Source organism: Sediminicola luteus, assembly GCF_040566555.1.
Classification (GTDB): domain Bacteria; phylum Bacteroidota; class Bacteroidia; order Flavobacteriales; family Flavobacteriaceae; genus Sediminicola.
Map to the genome: position 1 here is coordinate 129,775 of NZ_JBEWYP010000007.1, position 19,707 is coordinate 149,481.

The window sequence follows — 19,707 nt, forward strand, 5'->3', positions numbered from 1 at the left end:
TAACACAAATTTTATGAAATTTCAAGTATTGATAATGGCCCTGGCAACCTTGTTTGTCGGGTGCAAGGGCCATAATACACCCAAAAATGAACAGGAATCTGAGACCAAAAGTTCCCAGATGACCAATCTTTCGGACCTTGCTTTACTGGATACGGTTCAGAAGCAAACCTTTGAATATTTTTGGAGCGGTGCGGAGCCTACTTCAGGATTGGCAAGGGAACGCATACATTTGGATGGTATATATCCTTCACATGACCAGGATATAATTACCATTGGCGGTTCTGGTTTTGGAGTGATGGCATTATTGGTTGGGGTTGAGCGTGGCTTTATAACCAAGGAACAGCTTACAGAACGAATGGTCAGAATCCTTGATTTTTTGGAAAAGGCAGATCGTTTTCATGGCGTATGGCCGCATTGGTTAAACCCAGATGGATCCACATCTCCATTTTCTAAAATGGACGATGGTGGCGATCTGGTAGAATCTGCATTTATGATCCAAGGTCTACTTACCGTAAAAGAATATTTTGATCAAAATCAGAATGATCCCAAAGCAAAAGAAATTAGTGACAGAATACAACGTCTTTGGGAGGAGGTAGAATGGGATTGGTATACCAAAGGAGGAGAAAATGTATTGTATTGGCATTGGTCACCAAAACATGGTTGGGATATGAATTTTCCTGTAGGGGGTTATAACGAAGCCCTTATTATGTATGTTTTGGCCGCTTCTTCACCTACTCATCCAATTAAGAAGGATGTTTATGAGCAAGGATGGGCTAGAAACGGGGCTATTGCAAAAGATACGGTGTATTATGGACTTGAAACGGAACTGGATCATTATGAACATGACGCAGCACCGGTAGGGCCATTATTCTGGGCTCATTATTCCTATTTAGGATTAAACCCTAATGGGTTAAAAGATCAGTACGGGGACTATTGGAAATTGAACCAAAACCATGCCTTAATTCATTATAAGCATGCCGTTGCCAATCCAAATAAATTTAAGGGTTATGGGGAAGATTGCTGGGGACTTACCTCTAGTTATTCCATGAAGGGTTATGCCGGACATAGACCTGATCAAGATCTTGGGGTAATTTCACCTACTGCGGCACTTTCTTCTATGCCATATACTCCATTTCAAAGCTTGAATTTTTTGAGATATATGTATAAGGAACAAGATTCCTTAATCGGTAAATATGGACCATATGATGCTTTTAGCCTGGAAGAAAACTGGTCGTTACCGAGATATTTAGCGATTGACCAAGGTCCTATCCCTGTTATGATAGAAAATTACAGGACAGGACTCCTGTGGAAACTCTTTATGAAGAACGAAGAGGTTCAGGAGGGATTGTCAAAACTAGGGTTTACATATACAGAGACCAATGAGTAAGTTTTTTTACATAGTATCTATAGTACTTTTTTTAACCTCTTGCACATCTCAAGATGATTCAAGCCCTGTTGGTGTTTCCGAGTTGCCGGATAAACCTGAAGAGCCTACTGTTGTTATTTCTGATGTGGAGCTTATGGATATTGTCCAAAGAGAAACCTTTAAATATTTCTGGGATTATGCAGATGCAGATTCCGGAGGAGCAAGGGAACGATATCATCCCTCGGAACCTAATTTAGGAAAATCAGTTGTAACCTCAGGGGGCACTGGTTTTGGGTTGATGAGTATTTTAGTGGGAATCGAAAGAAGTTATATATCCAGGGATGAGGCCGTAGTAAGGTTGTCCAAAATTTTAGCTTTTTTAGAAAATGCTGATAGATTTCATGGAGCCTGGCCACATTGGATAAATGGGACAAATGGGAGTGTGATACCCTTTAGTAGCTTGGACAATGGTGGGGATTTGGTAGAAACCGCTTTTTTGGTGCAAGGTTTGATCTGCATCAAAGAATATTTTAAAACCGGCTCTACGGAAGAAAAGGCATTGTCACAAAAGGCTGATGTCTTATGGAAAGGGGTAGATTGGCAATGGTATACCAAAAATGAAAATACCTTGTATTGGCACTGGAGTCCGTCCAATCAATTCGCAATGAATATGCAGTTGAAAGGGTATAATGAAACCTTAATTCCTTATGTTTTGGCAGCAGCTTCACCAGATTATTCCATTACTCCAGAGGTTTATTCCAATGGGTGGGCCTCTAACGGAGCCATAAAATCAAATAATACACAATTTGGATTCCCATTATTGGTCAAACATTCGGGCAATGAGCAATTTGGAGGCCCGCTCTTTTGGGCTCATTATTCATATTTGGGATTAAATCCAAATGGGCTAACGGACCAATATGTCAATTATTGGGATACCAATGTCAATCATTCCAAGATCAATTACAGCTATTGTGTTTCAAATCCAAATGGGTATAGAGATTATGGTAAGGATTGTTGGGGGTTAACCGCAAGTTATACCAGAAACTCTGATGGAGGGATTGGATACAATGCACATAGTCCAAATAATGACACAGGTATTATTTCACCCACTGCGGCAATAAGTTCCATCCCATATACCCCAACAGAATCGTTGGCGGCTATGCATTTTTTCTATGGGAAAAAAGATAAACTCATGGGTCCGGCCGGTTTTTATGATGCTTTTAGCCCTTCCAATGATTATTGGGTAGCCAAAGCATATTTGGCAATTGATCAAGGACCAATTGTAATTATGATAGAGAATTATAGGTCCGGTTTGTTGTGGAACCTTTTTATGCAGAATGAAGAGGTGCAAAATGGGTTGGTTAAATTAGGGTTTAACACAGCCCCATAAGGGACAGAGCTATTAATTGAGATATTAAAATTTCAATTGCTGTCGCACATATTAAAGTAGCGTAAATAGCTGTCGTTTTCACTTTTAGAAATTGGCCAAGGGCCTATTTCTGGGCAGCCCTTTTTTAGAAATCAACATAATAATAGAAACACTATATCACAAGAATGATATATCGTTTTTAAATCCTTATTTGAGATGAGAAAGTTTTATAATTCATTGAAAGTGTTTCCTTATTTGTTTTTGGTACTAGTTTTTTCAGGAAAATCATATGCCCAATCCAATTCACAAAAAACCTATTGCAATCCAGTTAATATAGATTACGGATATACTCCCTTCGAATCTTTTTCCCAAGAAGGGAAACATAGGGCTACCGCAGACCCCGTTATTGTCAATTTTAGGGAGAAGTATTTTTTATTTTCCACAAACCAAGAGGGGTATTGGTGGAGTGATAATATGCTCAATTGGAATTTTGTTTATAGGAAGTTCCTATTGGATGATAAATACATCCACGATCTAAATGCACCTGGGGTATTTGTGATGAAGGACACTTTATATGTACACGGGTCTACACATCAAAAAGATTTTCCCATTTGGAAAAGCGGTAATCCAACCCTTGATGATTGGAGCATTGCTACAGATACCTTAAAAGTTGGCGCTTGGGATCCTGCCTTTTTCTATGATAAAGAAAAGGACAAGCTCTTTTTGTACTGGGGATCGAGCAATGAATTTCCATTAATGGGCACAGAACTGAACACAAAGACTTTTCAATCAGATGGCTATGTAAAACCAATGATATCCTTAAAACCGGAAGATCATGGGTGGGAGAGGTTTGGAGAGTATAACGATAATACCTTTTTAAGGCCATTTTTGGAAGGGGCATCGGTCACAAAGTATAACGACAAATATTATTTGCAATATGGCGCGCCCGCTACAGAATTCAGTGGATATGCGGATGGGGTATACGTAAGTGACAATCCCCTTGATGGTTTTCAATATCAATCACATAATCCCTTTTCCTATAAGCCAGGTGGATTTGCCAGAGGCTCTGGACATGGTTCTACCTATCAAGATAATTATGGCAATTGGTGGCATACTTCAACCCTGATTTTAGGCGTCAAAAATAATTTTGAGCGCAGATTGGGAATCTGGCCAGCGGGCTTTGATAATGACGGAATATTGTATTCCAATACGGCCTACGGGGATTACCCAACTTATTTGCCACAACATAATGCCGACCATCTCAATGGCATGTTTGCTGAGTGGATGCTCTTAAATTATAACAAACCCGTACAGGTATCATCAACTTTGGGAGGGTATCAACCAAATTACAGCGTAGACGAGGATATGAAAACCTATTGGTCAGCAAAAACAGGGAATATGGGCGAATGGATTCAGACAGATTTGGGGGAAGTCTCAACGATCAATTCCATTCAAATTAATTATGCAGACCAAGATGTGGAATATAGGGGTAAAACCAGGGGCAAATTTCACCAATATAAAATATACAGCTCAACGGATGGTAAAAGCTGGAAAATTCTGGTGGATAAGAGCAACAATACTACCGATGTCCCCCATGACTATATAGAGCTTACAAAACCAGATAAAGCGAGGTATCTTAAATTGGAAAACATAGCTATGCCAACTGGTAAATTTGCAATTAGCGGTTTTCGAATATTCGGTAAAGGGTCTTCACAAAAACCGGAAATGGTACAAAGGTTTATAGGTTTAAGGGCCGATCCGAATAAGGATGGTGAGAGAAGGAGTGCTTGGTTAAAATGGCAGCAAAATCCATCTGCAGATGGTTATGTCATTTATTTTGGGAAGGAAAAGGACAAATTGTACGGTAGTATTATGGTTTATGGTCAAAACGATTATTTTTTCACAGGAATGGATAGAACGGATTCCTACTATTTCCAGATAGAAGCTTTTAATAATAATGGTATCTCGGAAAGGACGGCAGCCATTTTTGTGAAGTAGCGTTTTCATATGGTCGACCCCAACCAATGTCGCCCATCAAAATCGAAAATTAAAGTAAGATTTATAATGAAATACAAAGATAGTTTAGTTGCTTTTTTAATTCTCATGGCTCCATTTTTTGCGGTGGCACAAGTATCTGCTTTATATGAAAGTGAAATTTTCATAGATCAGCAAGACACCTTACGTTACCGCATTATGTGGCCTGAAAATTTTGAGCCAACCAAAGAATACCCAGTAGTTCTTTTTCTGCATGGTGCAGGGGAACGAGGTAAGGACAATGCAAGTCAATTGGCACATGGTAGCTCATTATTTGCAGATGTTGCCAATAGACAGGATTATCCTGCAATCGTTATTTTTCCACAGTGTCCCAAAGATGACTATTGGTCCAATGTTAAGGTAGATAGGAGTCAATCTGGGTTAAAGAAATTCAAGTTTAGAAATGAAGGCACACCAACAAAAGCCATGGGTATGTTATTGAAATATTTGGATGATTTTACGGGTAAACCTTTTGTGAAAGAAGAGCAGATATATGTTGTCGGGCTGTCGATGGGAGGAATGGGATCCTTTGAAATTATAGCAAGAAGACCACATCTTTTTGCTGCTGCAATACCTATTTGTGGGGGAGGCAATCCCAAAAGTGTAACCAAATTTGCCGCTTCCGTTCCCATTTGGGCATTTCATGGTGCCAAAGATGATGTGGTATCCCCAATTTTTTCTATAAAAATGATAGAAGAAATAGTAAGTCAAGGCGGAACACCAAAATTTACCTTGTATGATAATGCCAACCACAATAGTTGGGATCCGGCATTTAAAGAGCCTGCCTTTTTGCCGTGGCTCTTTTCCAAACAGAGGAATACAAATATTCAAGAATAACAGTATCGGAGTATTTGCTGAATATGGTGAATTGCCGAAAGTATATAATTAAAGGACCATAAGACAAGAACTAAGAAAAACATCTTTATTATACCCTATTTCTTCTTCTCTCTATTGAAAGGATCAATTAATAGATGTTAAAATAAATAAGCCAAATGAACAAGAACATTATTACCGAGAAAAATTCAATTCTTTCTGTATGTGCCATCCTATTGGCCTTCGCAACTTACGCTCAAACGAGCGGAGGGGGGACAGAAAGGTTACTTCCCAAATTGGAGATTGATTATGATTCGTGGGGATCAAACGAAAGTGCTATTCAGAAAAAGGTAGACTCCTTACTTTCTATCATGAGCTTGGAAGAGAAAATAGGTCAGACAGTTCTTTATTCCAGTGGGTGGACAGTTACTGGTCCTACCTTGGACGAGAACTACACGGATTATTTAAAAAAGGGAATGGTTGGAGCTCTATTTAATGCAAAATCTGCTAACTATACCAGGGAGATGCAAAAAATTGCAGTTGAAAATACTAGGCTCGGAATACCGCTTCTTTTTGGTTATGATGTTATCCATGGCTATAAGACCATATTCCCAATTCCTTTAGGGGAGGCGGCATCATGGGATCTAGAACTTATGGAAAAAACTGCCGCGATAGCCGCTGCAGAGGCTTCAGCAGCTGGTTTGCACTGGACGTATGCCCCAATGGTGGATGTTGCGCGTGACGCACGATGGGGACGGATTTCTGAAGGGTCTGGTGAGGATGTTTTTCTGGGAAGTGCCATTGCAAAAGCACGTGTTAAGGGATTGCAAGGGAAAGACCTTTTCGACGTAAATACAATCCTTGCATGTGTAAAACACTATGCCGCCTATGGCGCAGCTCAGGCAGGAAGGGACTACCATAGTGTAGATATGTCGGAACGTGAGCTTAGAGATTCCTATTTACCACCATTTATTGCAGCCACCGAAGCAGGTGTAGCGACTTTTATGACCTCCTTCAATGAAATTTCAGGAATACCTTCTTCAGGAAACGACTTTTTATTGGATGATGTATTACGCGGAGAATGGGGTTTTGATGGTTTTGTCGTGACAGATTATACCTCTATTAATGAAATGGTGGCCCATGGCTTTTCCACAGATGATAAGCATGCGGGAGAACAGGCAATGAATGCAGGAGTGGATATGGATATGCAAGGGGGTATTTTTCTGAACCACCTAAAACCACTTGTAGAGGAAGCAAAGGTTTCTGAGGAAAGAATAAATGAAGCGGCCAGAAAAATATTGTTGATGAAATACAGATTGGGATTGTTTGAAGATCCTTATCGGTATAGTGATGAGGTCAGGGAAGAAGAAACAATATACAAAGATGAATATTTGGTTGTTGCAAAAGAAGCAGCTTCTAAGTCGATGGTATTGCTGAAGAATGAGAACAAGACCTTGCCACTCAAAAAGACCGCAAAAATTGCATTAATTGGACCGTTGGCAAAGGATGAGGCACATATTTTGGGCTCTTGGGCAGCAGAAGGCGACAGACAGGGAAAAGCTATCAGCGTTTATGAAGGATTGGAAAATATGGGCATTTTGGGCAATATTACCTATGCCAAAGGATGTGAGATAGATTCTGATTCAAAGGAAGGATTTAAAGAAGCTCTGGAAGTAGCCAAGAAATCTGATGTTGTAGTAATGGTGCTAGGGGAAAGTGAGCATATGAGCGGGGAAGCAGCCAGCAGGACAAATATTGATCTACCTGGTGTTCAAAGGGACCTGATTACCGAAATTAAGAAATCGGGGAAACCAATTATTTTAGTGTTAATGAATGGAAGACCTCTTACCCTTGAATATGAATCGAGGACAGTAGATGCTATTTTAGAAGCGTGGCAACCAGGAACCATGGGCGGTGCGGCTATAGTGGATAATTTATTTGGAGTTCATAATCCTAGTGGAAAATTACCGGTAACCTTCCCAAGAAATGTCGGCCAGATTCCCATCTACTACAACATGAAGAATACCGGGAGACCTATAGACCCGAACAGTCCAAACCAAGATTATAGATCAAACTATATTGATGCGCCCAATACCCCTTTGTACCCTTTTGGTTACGGACTTAGCTATACAGAATTTTCTTATTCAAAAGTTTCATTGGATAAAAACAAGATTGGGTTTGATGAATCGCTAAAGGCATCAGTTACCGTTAAAAATACTGGTAGAGTGGCGGGAGAGGAAATTGTACAATTGTATATCCGTGATTTGGTTGGTTCGGTGACACGACCTGTTAAAGAATTAAAAGGATTCAAAAAAATTAGGTTGGAACCAGGTCAAGAACAAACTGTGGAATTCGCCATTTCATCCAAGGACCTTCGTTTTTACAATCGTCAGATGGACTTTACTGCAGAGCCTGGGGATTTTGAATTATTTATTGGAACAAATTCTGATACGGGAAATAAAACTTCCTTTGAACTTATCAAATAAATTAATGAAAGCCCGAGCTTTTAATTTATTTTGAAGCTTGGGCTTTTACAATTACTTGTCGCTTTCCATATCGCTCCGCTATAAATGCGATGATCAAAAGCTGTGACATATGATAGATCATGACCGGTAAAATATAGATACTTGCATTGATGCTATGGCCGAACATGATTTTGGCCATTACAGATCCATGGACCAAAGATTTTTTAGATCCGCAGAACAAGGCGGTAACACGATCTTCTGTGGAAAAACCCAATTTTTTGGAAATGAGATTCACCACTAACATTACCAAAAGGAAAAGTGTCAATATAGCTGCATACAGTAATAAAAGCACTTCTAATTGCATTCCAGAAAATAGGTTGGCATTGAAGGAGAGGCAAAAACTTGAATAAACAATAAGAACGATGACTGTTTTGTCAAAATAGCCAATCAAAGTACTCTTCTTGACCGCAATATGACCTATTTTATGATGTAGCAAGATTCCCAAGGTCAACGGCAAGACAATCTGTAGGAGCAATTTCGTTATTACTGTTAGTACAGAAACACCTTGTGCATCATCTACAACCAGTCCTAACCAGAGAGGTGTCAAAACTACCCCTAGTAGACCTGATAGGCTGGCATTGAAAATGGCAGCAGGAATATTTCCCTTCGCAATGGAGACCATTACCACGGAGGAGGAAACTGTAGAGGGCAACACGGCCAAAAAGAACATGCCCACCCATAATAGTTGAGCGGTTTCTCCGGCCATTAGGCTCTTGAACGGTAATACTAATAGAGGGAAAAGAACGAAGGTGCTCAGGTGAATTAGCAAGTGCAATTTATAATTGCGTACGCCACTTTTAAAAGTACTCATCGATAATTTTAAACCATAAAAGAAAAAAATAAGTCCGATCCCCACATCGGTAACCTCGTTTAAATGAAGAATAGCAGATCCTTTAGGGAATAGATAGGCTACAGGGATAGCCATTAACAAGGCTATTATAAAGCCATTTACCTTAAATTTATTCAGTAGCACAATACTATTTTTCAGCAGTTGACAAATGGGATAAACTAATTGGCCAAAAGTAACGTATTTATACCAATCCAGTAAAAATGTAAATAGAGCAGGATAAATAAGTGGACTTTAGGAATGTTTTTTGTTGTAAAAGGTACATTCTGTGTTTAATCCATTGAAACAGAATACTGTAGTAAAATATAGTCTATTGTTTAAAGGTCCAAAAAATAGTTTATGATCCGATGATTTTTAATTACAACCAAAGCATCTATTTAATACTTTTGTCGAAATTTTAGAGAACTAATAATCAATGAGTTTACGCCCCATTTTATTCCTAACCCTACTAATGGTATTGTCCCTTTTGCAAGGCTGTAGTGCCCAATCTCAGCTACTTGAAGACGAGCAACAAACCATTACCATTGAAAACCTAAAATACTATTTATATTATCCACCTGGCTACGAGGCCGAAAGCTCGGAAAAGTTTTCATTGCTTTTGTTCTTGCATGGAGGAGGTGATTCTGGAGATAGCATTGCCCGTGTAAAAGCTAGTGGTCCGCCAAAATTAATTGCTGATGGAAAGGATTTTCCATTTTTGATCCTAGCGCCCCAAAACCCACATAAAAAGGAATGGTGGAATACAAAAGCGGTAGTCCAATTGTTGGATACAGTAGTAGCGAATAATAATGTAGATACCAAAAGAATATATTTAACTGGCTTAAGCAGGGGAGGCGGAGCAGCTTGGCAATTAGCGGTGCAGTATCCCGAAAAATTTGCCGCCATGGCAGTAGTCTGTGGAATGACCCCGGTACCCTATGCAGCTTGGATAGATAAAAAAATGCCCATTTGGGTATTCCACGGGGAAGAGGATAAGTCAATTCCTTTCTCAGAATCTGTGCAAATGGTAGATAGGCTCAAAGAAATGGGCTATGATGTGAAGTTTACAAGATACAAGGGGGTAGGACATAATTCTTGGACAAGAGCCTACAATACGCCTGAACTTTATGATTGGTTCATTGAGCAAAAGAGGAAATAACGACAAATTCCTTAACGTTTCAACTTATCCTAATCTATTTACATTGAATCACTATAAAAATGACTCTTAGTCGGGACGAGCTCTTCTTTACCCAATTACATTTTGGTGATATATCTATTTAGGCTTAGTCCTTTATATCATTGCCATTTCTCCATATTTTTAGTTAAATTCTTGTGATTATGAGCATTTGATAATGTTTTAAGTGGTTGATTGTTTTAATAAAAAGAGTAACTTAATGCTCTTAAAGAAACAATCAACCAACTAAATTCTACACATGCAAATAATTGAATCATCTACTGTTTATGATGTAATCATTGTAGGCTCAGGTGCTGGTGGTGGCATGGCAACAAAAGTCCTGTCAGAAGCCGGACTTAAAGTGGCTGTGGTGGAAGCCGGACCTTATTTTGATCCTGCGGCCCCAGAACAACAGACCCAATTAAAATGGCCCTATGAATCTCCGCGAAGGGGCGCAAATACTGTGAGACCATTCGGGGAATTTGATAGTGCTTACGGAGGATGGGAGATAGAAGGGGAGCCTTATACCCATAAAAATGGAACAAAATTCGACTGGTTTCGATCCCAAATGCTGGGAGGGCGTACCAACCACTGGGGAAGAATTTCCTTGCGCTTTGGAGAACGGGATTTTAAACATAAAAGTTACGATGGTTTGGGGGATGATTGGCCTATAGGATATGAGGATGTGAAACCTTATTACGATAAGGTAGATAAATTGATAGGTGTTTTTGGAAGCAAAGAGAACATGCCTAACGAGCCCGACGGTTTTTATCTGCCAGCTCCTAAGCCCAGGCTTCACGAGTTGTTTTATATCAATGGTGCCAAAAAATCGAACATTCCTGTGATTCCTTCAAGGATGTCGATGCTCACCAAAAAAATCAATAAAGATAGAGGGGTTTGCTTTTATTGCGGACAATGCTCAAGGGGTTGTTCCGTATATGCCGATTTCTCTGCTGGGACCTGTTTGATTTTTCCCGCTCAAAAGAATGGAGGGCAAATTGACCTGTTTGTTAACTGTATGGTCAGGGAAGTGACCACTAATGAGGAAGGAAAAGCAACAGGAGTTTCCTATATCAATAAAGAAGATAGAAAGGAATACAGATTAAAAGGCAAAATTGTGGTATTGGCCGCTTCCGCCTGCAGTAGTGCAAGGATTCTGCTAAATTCCAAGAGCAAACAACATCCCAATGGCTTGGGCAATAGTGGGGATACTGTTGGTAAGTATCTTCACGATTCCACCGGAGCCAGTAGGTCTGCTTTTGTTCCCGGACTCATGAACCGTAAAAAATACAATGAGGATGGGGTAGGAGGCATGCATGTTTATACCCCTTGGTGGCTCGATAATAAGAAGCTTGACTTCCCCCGTGGGTACCATATAGAAGTATGGGGAGGAATGGGTATGCCAAGCTATGGCTTTGGGTTCAATCCAAATGATTTTAATAGGTTCTTCAATCAAAGTGTAGGGGGGTATGGAAATAGTCTTCGTGCAGATGTTCAAAAGTATTACGGGTCTGTCGTAGGCTTCGGAGGTCGAGGAGAATCGATACCTATGAAGGACAATTACTGCGAAATTGACCCTACAACAGTTGATGAGTTTGGGATTCCCGTTCTAAGATTCCATTATAAATGGTCCGATTTTGAGCGAAAACAAGCCAAACACATGAATGAGACCTTTGAGGAGTTGTTTCATAATATGGGTGCTGAACCTTTACAGTCCAGACCATCAAAAGAACAAGATTATGGTTTGTTAACGCCAGGAAGGATTATCCATGAAGTGGGTACTACCCGTATGGGAAATGATCCAAAAACATCAGTAGTGAACAGTTACCAACAATTGCATGACGCAGATAATGTTTTCATAGTGGACGGTGGTCCCTTTGTTTCCCAAGCTGATAAAAACCCTACTTGGACCATTTTGGCATTATCATGGCGAACTTCTGACTTTATTGTAGAACAATTGAAAAAGCAAAACATCTAATGTTATGGATAGGAGAAAAAGTATAAAATCAATCTTTCTTGGATCGGTGGCCGGTGGCCTGGCATTTACCGGATGCCAACCGGGAACTGAGCGGGAAGCGGAGGAAGCAATAGCCCAGTCTGCAGAGAAATATTTTGGCCGTACGCCCGAAGAAAAAGAACTCATTGACGAATTGAACGCAGAACAATTTTTTAATGAGCATGAAATGGACACCATTAAAGTGCTCTGTGCCGTCATATTACCTGCCAATGAGAAATTTGGAAGTGCCACTGATGCGGGAGCCCCAGATTTTATAGAATTCATGTCGAAAGATTATCCGCCATTTCAAACCCCCCTTAGGGGAGGACTGATGTGGTTGGACCATAAATTCAATACAGAATTCAATACAGAATTTATCGCTTCTACTCCAGAACAACAAAAACAAATTCTGGATACCATCGCATACCCGGATATTACTATTCCAGATGCTGAACAGCCCTTAGAAATTCAATTTTTCTCATTGATGCGAAATCTAAGCCTTACCGGGTATTATACCTCCAAAATGGGGATAGAAGATTTGGGTTACAAAGGTAATATGCCCAATGTTTGGGATGGGGTACCCGCCGATGTTCTTGAACAACATGGGGTAGCCTATGATGAGGCCTGGTTGGCGAAATGTGTTGATCAGAGCAAAAGGGGAGATATAGCGGAATGGGATGAGAATGGAAACTTGTTGACATAACGATTAAAGAGCAATTTTAATTATGAAAAGGGTATTCGCTTCTAGTTCATGGGTTGTAATCTTATTTTTTTCACTTTTCAATGTTGCCCCAATAGAAGCCCAGGAGATCGGATTACAACTCTATAGTCTTAGGAAGCAATTTAAGAAAGATGTACCTGGGACCTTAAAATTGATCAGCGATTGGGGTATAAGATCTGTGGAAGGGGGGGATTCTTATGGAATGCCCGTTGATGATTTTAAAGACCTATTGAAAAAAAACAATCTTAAGGTTGTCAGTATAGGGGCATCCTTCGAAGAACTTAGGGATAATCCAAAAGTTGTAGTAGACCGCGCCAAAACCTATGGGGCAACCTATGTGATGTGTGCATGGATCCCTCATTCTGGCAATAAATTCGGGATCGAAGAAACCAAAAATGCGGTAACTGTATTTAATGCGGCCGGAAAGGTGCTGATGGCAAATGGATTGCAATTGGCCTATCACGCACATGGGTACGAATTTCGTCCCTATAAAGCTGGAACTTTGTTTGATTATATGGCAGAAAATGCTGTTGATTTCAAATTTGAAATGGACGTCTATTGGGTGCAGCACGCTGGTGAAGACCCTTTGAAACTGCTAAAGAAGTATCCGGAGAAATTTGTGTTGATGCATTTAAAGGATATGGCAAAAGGAACGCGAAAGGATGATACCGGATCTGCCGATGTGGAGTCAAATGTGGTATTGGGAACCGGGGAGGTAGATATAGCGGCCCTTGTTGCCGAGGCTAAAAAGATTGGCTTGCCATATTTATTTATTGAGGACGAATCTTCACGAGTGGTAGATCAGATACCCCAAAGTTTAAAGTATCTTAAAAGCCTTTAAGGCTGGATGTAAAATATAAAAGGGCTTCAAATGAAGCCCTTTTATTATGTTTATTTTGATGTATTTTAGGTTTATGCTATCAGATTAATTCTCTTTTATGGCCAAACCTACCATGGAATCCGCTGTGCCATAATAGAGGAACCACTTTCCTTTAAAATAGACCAATCCTTCTATAAAAGTAGTACCGGCTGCATATTGCCCAGAAGTTTCATGCGGTAGGTCAGGACATATGAAAGGTGTTTCCAAACGATCGAGCATTTTGGTAGGGTCAGTCTTGTCAAATAAGACCTGCCCGCCACAGTAAGTGCTGGGTGCTACTTTGGTGCTGGCTCCTTCTCCTTGTAGGTTTTTGCCATTGTACAACAGTAAAATACCATTCTCTGTATATAAAGCTGGTGGTCCCGGTTCGGTAAGGTGACTATCGAATTCTCCAAGGGTAGGCTCAAAGACCTTTAAAAGTTCCCCTTGGTCATCCACCATAGGCTCCCAGTCGACTAGGTTATCCGATTGTGCTAGGTTCACAAAGAGTTCTCCCCAATACATCAAATATTTCCCATTCACCTTCTTGGCGATAATTCTACCATCTTTCAGTTCTGTGACAATAGATCCAGATTTGCTCCAAACGTTCAGAAATTTACCATCATATGCATTTTCAAAGGCAGGACCGTGTTTGGTCCAGGTTTTTAAGTCTTTTGAGGTAGCACTGGAAAGTCGGGCCACATCCTTGTTCCAGCTGGTATAGAGGATAACATAGGTGCCATCTTCCTTTTCTACTATTCGCGGGTCTTCGCATCCACCCGGAAATTCATATTTTAAATTATCATCCTTGGAAGGATAAAGCACAGGTTCTGGATATTTTGTAAACGCTATTCCGTCCGTACTGTAAGCCAGACCAATTCTAGAGGTTCTGCCCCCTAAAATGGCTTCAGGATTATCCTCTGCCCTAAAAAGAACAAAAACGGTATCGTTTCTTACGATGGCTGCAGGATTAAAGACATCGGCTTTCTGCCACTGTACCAGTTTTTCCTCCATTGGGCAATTGAAAACAAAACTCGAATCAGCTTGCATAACCGGATTTTGTGCAGGTTTTTCAAAACCCAACATCCACTTGTCTTGGGCTTTGGTTTTACATTGGATAAAAAATGTGCATGCCAACAGGATAAATGAGGTTGTTTTTATCATTTTCATAATTATATATCTTAAGGTGATTTTTTTATTGATTCAAATGATTGGTGTATTTTGCCAACGGTTGTTTTTATAAAAGGATATGATAAGCAAGTTAAGTTATTTCAGGATACTCTGGGTGGTTGTCCCATTAATTTTAATGGCTTGTAAGGACGTTACGCCCAAAAAGAAGGAAACTATAAAGGCAAAGCAGGAAACGATGGTAAAGGATACTGTAGCCGCTTCTAAGCCGTTGAGAAAAACGACACCCTTACATCTGTTGGCGGATACCACCTTTGTTAGATTAGCCGATTACAGTGAGGATTTTTATTATGATTTGCGATATGCCACAACCAATAATTTTTTAAAGTCCAAGGTCTATGATTGCCCTGAGTGCTATACTAGGGTAAAAACAGCAAAAGCATTGCTTAAGGCCAATGAAGAATTGATGGAAAAAGGCTTTAAAATTAAATTCTTTGACTGCTACAGACCCAATTCGGTGCAATACAAAATGTGGGAAATAGTTCCCAACCCCCAATATGTTGCCAATCCGGTTAAGGGATCCATTCATAACAAAGGAGGTGCCGTGGACATCACCTTGGCCACACTGGAAGGGCGGGAATTGGATATGGGGACCGATTTTGATTTCTTTGGTAAAAGGGCCTATCATGACAATTATGATCTGCCACAAGAGATTTTGGAAAATAGAAAGCTTCTGAAAGAAACGATGGAAGCCCATGGCTTTTGGTCCATTCGTACAGAATGGTGGCATTACAACCTTTCTGCGGCCACAAACGATAAGATTGCCAATTTTAAATGGGAGTGCACTGATTAGCTTAGTGGAGTTTTGAACATTGCAGTACGCAATAGTTGCCGTCATTGTTTGTGGTGAAGAACAAATAAACATCCCCTCCATCTTTTAATTTGTGCTTCTTTCGAATACTCGCAACACTTTCTGGAAAGTTCCTGGTGGTTATATTGGCCTTCCTGATTCCTAGCTGTTGGATGGCTTTTTTGTTGTAGGGAATCACTTTTCCGATCTTAAAAGACCTACCAGGGAAATCAATTAAGGTATCGGAAGTATACAAATGCGAATGCTCATGGAGTTTTTTGAGTCCGAATAAATTCCCAACCGATTTGAAGGCTCCAGATTTTAATATGGCGGCATTGGGTTCGTATAGATAGGTTTGTGGAGCGCCGAAATGGGATATGTTTCTTTTTTCATCTACCCAATCAAATTGGAATTTCTCATCCCTCTCCGTATTAAAATTGACGGTCTTAATGTTTATCTCTCCGTTGTAACCTTTTTCCAAAATCCAGAGTAATTCCTTGACCTCATTTTTAACCGCGACCACATGAATTTCTTTAACAGAATCCAGTTCGTTTTTCCCAATGGTAAAATCTAAAAGGGGAGAGGTTTTGATTAAAATATTGGAGGCTTTATCAAATAAAAGGGACAGATTGTTGGGTACATCTGGAAGGCAATCGGAAAGCATAAAAACTTTTCCCTTGGCATCATTTCGTCGAGATGGGTCAATATAGATCCAATCAAATTTTTGTGTCGATCCTTCCAAAAAATGAAGTCCGTTTTCAGGGATACATTGAATGTTTTTAGCCCCTAATATTACATAATTATGAGCGGCAATTTCAGAAAGGTTTTTATTGATTTCACAATGGATAACCTGTTCAATTTTTTTGCTAAAAAAATAGTCGTCCACACCGTACCCACCAGTGAGGTCTATCATTGATTTTCCATTAACCAGATTAGCCTTATATTGAGCTGTGGTTTCGGACGATGTCTGTTCAATGTTCAACTTGTCCGGATAGTAGATGCCGGTGGTTTGGAACCACGTAGGGAGCTTTGACTCGCACTTTTTCTTGGCTTCTATCTGTTGCACCAATTCTTTGGTACTAACCCCTTCAAATGTTACTTTTTTTAGTAATACTGACACGATGTCAGTATTCATATTTTTATTTATAAATTCCTGTACACCAGTATGTAATATATTTTTATTCAAAGTAAAACTATAAGTTTTTAGTGAGAGACATCACAATCTTGTTATCGGCCAAAAACTCCTTTAAAATCACCTTTATTGCGGTGTAACCAGGGACTGCAATGATCATACCGACAACCCCAAAAAGGAGTCCGGCAATTATAATGATCAGGAATATTTCAAGGGGGTGCGACTTCACGCTACTGGAAAAAATGAAAGGCTGTGAAAAGAAATTGTCAACCAATTGACCAATCACAAGACCCAAAAATACCCACCCTGTTTTAGGTAGAATTACTGCGCTAAAATCTGCGCCCAAATTACTGGTCATGGTCAAAATAATCATGATGCTGCCGCCTATGATCGGACCCAGATATGGGATGATATTGAACAGCGCACAGAGGAAGGCAATGACGACCGCATTTTCAATTCCAACTATGAGTAATACCACCGTGTAAATAACAAAGAGAATGAAGATTTGTAACAGGAGTCCAACAAAGTATCTGGACAGCAAGTTTTTGATTTTGTCAATAGAACTGATCATCCCACCTTCTTTATCATTTGGAATAAAAATAAGAATCCCTTTTTGGAATAATTTACTGTCCTTTAAAAAGAAGAAGGAGATAAATAGAACGGAAAATAGACCTATGCTAACGGTACTTAAAACATCTACAAAGGAGTTTAGGATTTTGGGAATGAATCCCATATTAAAATCTTTTAAAATAGTAGTTTCAATATCGGCTTCCTCTATCATCTCATTGACCACTCTTGGTGATGCTCCAAAATACTCTGTTGCTTCCCAGTATAAAGAATCGAGGCTTTTCTGTAAGTTGTCAATATCCAAAAGGGAGAGGTTTTTGCTCTGTTCTGTGATCAAGGGCACAAAAAGAGCTACTATCCCAGCAAAAATGGACACCATTAATAACATAGTCATAATTACGGCTATAATATTTGGTAGCTTTAACCTTTTTCTCAAAAATATGACAATGGGTCTCCCGATCAAGGCTACCACCGCTGCAATAGCGAGATATGCAATGACAGATTGGATGGTGTAAAGAAAATAAAGCAATAATAGGACACCTGTAATGATGGCCACTGCCCTTATTATGCCATAGGCAATTGTATTTGATGTCATAGCTTTAACTTTTAAATACGTAAGAAATAATATTGGCGCCCATCTGTAGTGCTTTAAGCCTCACCTCTGAAGGGTCATTGTGGACGGCTTCATCCTCCCAGCCATCACTGAGGTCGCTTTCAAAGGTAAACAACAGTACCAAGCGTCCTTCGTGGAAAATTCCAAGGGCTTGAGGTCGCTTGCCATCATGTTCGTGAATTTTAGGCAGGCCATCCGGGAATTTATAGTGTACCTGGAAAATTGGGTGGTCTTTTCCCAATTCCTCCAATTCCTTGTCCGGAAATACTTTGATAAGCTCTTTTCTTAGATAAGGCTCCATCCCGTAATTATCATCAATATGTAAAAACCCGCCGGCAAGTAAATAGGTTCTGAGATTTTCTGCCTCTTCTTGGGAAAAGAATACATTCCCATGTCCGGTCATATGTAAAAAGGGATATTGAAATAAATTGATATCGCCAACCTCCACGGTTTGTGCTTTGGAATTTATCCGTGTTCCTATTTTGTCATTGCAAAATTTTATGAGATTGGGTAAGGCTGTAGGATTGGCGTACCAATCTCCACCTCCGTTGTATTTTAAAACTGCAATTTCCTGAGCCTCAATGTTAAAACTCACAAAAAAAGTTAAAATTACAGCAAAACAAGCAAGTTTTTTCATTGAGTTATGTACCTTTAAGTACTTCAAATTTACTAATAAAAGAGGCTCAAAAAAATCATTATACCCCAATACTTTTTAAGTGGGTTGTGATTCACAAATTTGATGGGATAAAAAGCATTTGGTAGCAGTATTCCACTTTTGGAAATAAGCTATCATCAATATAGGTAATGAAAGTATTTTGCTGGTCGATTATTGCCTGTATATAAAGAGATTATTCGGTGTTCATCTTACTGGATAAGTTAGTAAGTGTTTATTGTGGTTCCGCATTTCCAATTATGTATAGTTGGAAGTGCGGAATTTTTTTACTGGTTAATTAAGGCTACCGTGGCACAGGCAAAAATAGCTGCAGTTTCGGTGCGTAGCCTGGTTTGGCCAAGGGCAACGGGGAGGAATCCCTTTTCTATGGCCAAGGCTATTTCATTGGTGGAAAAATCCCCTTCAGGGCCTATAAGAATAGTGGTTTGTGATTTTGGTCTCATCCGTTCTTTTAGCTCGGTTTTCCCATTTTCTTCACAATGGGCTATAAATAGATCCCCTTGCATGGAGGATGCTAAAAATTCTTTAAACGTAATGGCCTCATTTAGTGTTGGCAAATACGTTTGTAGTGACTGTTTCATTGCAGCTTGGATCACCTTATTCATTCTGTCCTTTTTGATTACCTTTCTTTCTGAATGTTCACAAATCAGTGGGGTAATTTCATCAACACCTATTTCCGTAGCCTTTTCCAAAAACCACTCAAAACGGTCGTTGAGTTTTGTTGGGGCCACTACCATATGTAATTTGTTGTCTTTGGGCTCGTAATGCTTCTTTTCAATAATCTTAGCCGTACATTTTTTGTGATCTGGAAACAAAATTTCTGCTTGGAACATATCTCCTTGGCCATTGGTTATCTGAAGAATGTCCCCTGTTTTTTTACGTAATACTTTAACAATATGCTTGCTTTCATCAGTTGGGAAAGTAAACTGCTCGGTTTCTAAATTAAGATCTGGATTATAAAAGAGTTGCATGAATTATCTTAAAAATTATAAAGCGGGCCAATTAATTGTGATATCTGAAGAACCCTCAAAAAGAGCTAAATATAATTTTAATAACTAACA

The 19,707-nt window shown here is 39.6% G+C and carries 16 protein-coding genes; 10 read left to right on the forward strand and 6 right to left on the reverse strand.

Annotation, left to right across the window (positions count from 1 at the left end):
* The first annotated feature begins 13 nt into the window (after positions 1 to 13).
* From ABXZ32_RS12465 to bglX, 5 genes are all read left to right on the forward strand, one after another.
* Entirely contained in the window at positions 14 to 1,387 is a 1,374-nt protein-coding gene (locus ABXZ32_RS12465) for a glucoamylase family protein (RefSeq protein ID WP_354619004.1), read from the forward strand.
* Positions 1,380 to 2,756: a glucoamylase family protein gene (locus ABXZ32_RS12470; protein WP_354619005.1), complete on the forward strand. Its 1,377-nt coding sequence runs from the start codon at positions 1,380 to 1,382 to the stop codon at positions 2,754 to 2,756. Before ABXZ32_RS12465 ends, ABXZ32_RS12470 begins: the two co-directional genes overlap by 8 nt.
* A 195-nt stretch (positions 2,757 to 2,951) precedes the next feature.
* On the forward strand, positions 2,952 to 4,733 hold the full coding sequence (locus ABXZ32_RS12475) for a discoidin domain-containing protein (RefSeq protein WP_354619006.1): 1,782 nt from the start codon (positions 2,952 to 2,954) through the stop codon (positions 4,731 to 4,733).
* 66 nt (positions 4,734 to 4,799) lie between these two features.
* Positions 4,800 to 5,606 carry a carboxylesterase family protein gene (locus ABXZ32_RS12480; protein ID WP_354619007.1) on the forward strand — a complete coding sequence of 269 codons (807 nt, stop codon included), beginning with the start codon at positions 4,800 to 4,802 and terminating at the stop codon, positions 5,604 to 5,606.
* 155 nt (positions 5,607 to 5,761) lie between these two features.
* A complete protein-coding gene (gene bglX, locus ABXZ32_RS12485; RefSeq protein ID WP_354619008.1) occupies positions 5,762 to 8,068 on the forward strand; it encodes a beta-glucosidase BglX in 2,307 nt (768 codons plus the stop codon).
* A 25-nt stretch (positions 8,069 to 8,093) separates the two neighbouring features.
* On the opposite strand, the gene ABXZ32_RS12490 is transcribed toward bglX, so the two are convergent.
* Positions 8,094 to 9,080 carry a bile acid:sodium symporter family protein gene (locus ABXZ32_RS12490; RefSeq protein ID WP_354619009.1) on the reverse strand — a complete coding sequence of 329 codons (987 nt, stop codon included), beginning with the start codon at positions 9,078 to 9,080 and terminating at the stop codon, positions 8,094 to 8,096.
* 289 nt (positions 9,081 to 9,369) lie between these two features.
* On the opposite strand from ABXZ32_RS12490, the gene ABXZ32_RS12495 reads away from it, so the two are divergent.
* The 4 genes from ABXZ32_RS12495 to ABXZ32_RS12510 all read left to right on the forward strand — a co-directional run bounded on the left by ABXZ32_RS12495 (position 9,370) and on the right by ABXZ32_RS12510 (position 13,665).
* Positions 9,370 to 10,092, forward strand: coding sequence for a carboxylesterase family protein (locus ABXZ32_RS12495; protein ID WP_354619010.1), 723 nt, complete (start codon positions 9,370 to 9,372; stop codon positions 10,090 to 10,092).
* 274 nt (positions 10,093 to 10,366) lie between these two features.
* Entirely contained in the window at positions 10,367 to 12,085 is a 1,719-nt protein-coding gene (locus ABXZ32_RS12500) for a GMC family oxidoreductase (RefSeq protein ID WP_354619011.1), read from the forward strand.
* Positions 12,086 to 12,089: 4 nt separating this feature from the next.
* On the forward strand, positions 12,090 to 12,806 hold the full coding sequence (locus ABXZ32_RS12505; protein WP_354619012.1) for a gluconate 2-dehydrogenase subunit 3 family protein: 717 nt from the start codon (positions 12,090 to 12,092) through the stop codon (positions 12,804 to 12,806).
* 22 nt (positions 12,807 to 12,828) lie between these two features.
* Entirely contained in the window at positions 12,829 to 13,665 is an 837-nt protein-coding gene (locus ABXZ32_RS12510) for a sugar phosphate isomerase/epimerase family protein (protein ID WP_354619013.1), read from the forward strand.
* An 84-nt stretch (positions 13,666 to 13,749) separates the two neighbouring features.
* Here ABXZ32_RS12510 and ABXZ32_RS12515 read toward each other — a convergent pair whose 3' ends face one another.
* Positions 13,750 to 14,853 (reverse strand): glycoside hydrolase family 130 protein, encoded by a 1,104-nt coding sequence (locus ABXZ32_RS12515; protein ID WP_354619014.1) that lies wholly within the window; start codon positions 14,851 to 14,853, stop codon positions 13,750 to 13,752.
* Positions 14,854 to 14,932: 79 nt separating this feature from the next.
* Here ABXZ32_RS12515 and ABXZ32_RS12520 point away from each other — a divergent pair, with 79 nt between their 5' ends.
* Positions 14,933 to 15,664 carry a M15 family metallopeptidase gene (locus ABXZ32_RS12520; protein ID WP_354619015.1) on the forward strand — a complete coding sequence of 244 codons (732 nt, stop codon included), beginning with the start codon at positions 14,933 to 14,935 and terminating at the stop codon, positions 15,662 to 15,664.
* A gap of 1 nt (position 15,665) precedes the next feature.
* Here ABXZ32_RS12520 and ABXZ32_RS12525 read toward each other — a convergent pair whose 3' ends face one another.
* The 4 genes from ABXZ32_RS12525 to ABXZ32_RS12540 form a co-directional block, all read right to left on the reverse strand.
* Positions 15,666 to 16,847, reverse strand: a complete 1,182-nt coding sequence (locus tag ABXZ32_RS12525; protein WP_354619016.1) for a THUMP-like domain-containing protein — start codon at positions 16,845 to 16,847, stop codon at positions 15,666 to 15,668.
* A 7-nt stretch (positions 16,848 to 16,854) separates the two neighbouring features.
* Positions 16,855 to 17,955, reverse strand: coding sequence for an AI-2E family transporter (locus ABXZ32_RS12530; RefSeq protein ID WP_354619017.1), 1,101 nt, complete (start codon positions 17,953 to 17,955; stop codon positions 16,855 to 16,857).
* Between the two features lie 4 nt (positions 17,956 to 17,959).
* A complete protein-coding gene (locus ABXZ32_RS12535; RefSeq protein WP_354619018.1) occupies positions 17,960 to 18,610 on the reverse strand; it encodes a DUF4159 domain-containing protein in 651 nt (216 codons plus the stop codon).
* 302 nt (positions 18,611 to 18,912) lie between these two features.
* On the reverse strand, positions 18,913 to 19,617 hold the full coding sequence (locus ABXZ32_RS12540) for a 16S rRNA (uracil(1498)-N(3))-methyltransferase (RefSeq protein WP_354619019.1): 705 nt from the start codon (positions 19,615 to 19,617) through the stop codon (positions 18,913 to 18,915).
* Positions 19,618 to 19,707: the final 90 nt, after the last annotated feature.